This is a genomic window from Dethiosulfatibacter sp., assembly GCF_983023055.1.
Map to the genome: position 1 here is coordinate 1,122 of NZ_CEZJXU010000446.1, position 988 is coordinate 2,109.

2 protein-coding genes are annotated in these 988 nt (G+C 39.3%); both read right to left on the reverse strand.

Translation table 11 applies throughout. From position 1 onward, the window contains the following. Nucleotides 1–338: branched-chain amino acid ABC transporter permease (locus AC3AX0_RS12230; RefSeq protein ID WP_487550559.1), on the reverse strand; the 338-nt coding region annotated here is incomplete at its 3' end. 42 nt (nt 339–380) lie between these two features. Beyond that, on the reverse strand, nt 381–988 hold a 608-nt coding region (locus AC3AX0_RS12235), incomplete at its 5' end, for a branched-chain amino acid ABC transporter permease (RefSeq protein ID WP_487550560.1).

Consider the following 988-nt stretch of genomic DNA (forward strand, 5'->3'; position numbering starts at 1 on the left):
ATTCCGAATGCTGCTCCAAGATATGGAACATATTGAAATACAGCAACAGCAACAAAATTTATTCCTATTGTTGTGATGGCAAGAAAGTCATCTCTTACCCTTAGACTTATAAATCCCAGTAAAATTCCGATAATTCCTGCAACCAGTCCAGCCGCCGGTATGGCTAGCCAAAAACTCAATCCAAGCTTTGTAGTAACTACTGCACTGGTATATGCTCCAATTCCAAAGAATGCAGCCTGTCCAAGACAGGGTTGTCCGGCATATCCCGTTATTATATTCAAACTCAACGCCAGCAGTACAAATATGCCAACATTTATTGCTACAACTATCTCATACATCAAGTCATTCCTCCTTCATATAATTTACGTTCTTCCACTATCCTAATTGGATGTTTTTTCTCCAAACAAGCCATTGGGCTTGATTAGTATAATTACTATCAAAACAATAAATGCGATTGCATCTTTAGGGAAAAACGATCCTATATATACTGCTGCATAAGTTTCAGACAGTCCTATTATCAAACCCGCAACAACAGTTCCAAGAGGATTACCAAGTCCTCCCAATACTATTATGGCCAGCATCTTGTATGCCGGTACATCTCCCATAGTCGGGAAAATAGAATGATACAAAATTGCAACCATTATCCCTGCTGCTGCTGCAAATCCATATCCAAGTAAAAAATTTGAAGCAACTACTTTTTTAGAATTTATTCCCATAGCTGTAGAAATATCCTGATCAAGTGCAGTTGCCTTCCATGCGAGACCAGCCCTGCTTTTGTTCAGCAAAAGCCATAGGAAAAGCAGAAGCAAGCATGTAAGAAGTAGTATAAGTATCCACACTCCACTGACTCTCAGACTATCAGTTTTTATACCGCTAAATGCAACTGGAATATTGTATTCCTTTATTTGAGGTCCGGCTATGAGCCTTATAAATTCCTGCACAAAAATAAAAAGTCCTATGCTGGCTATCAAGGGTACCAACGGCTGCT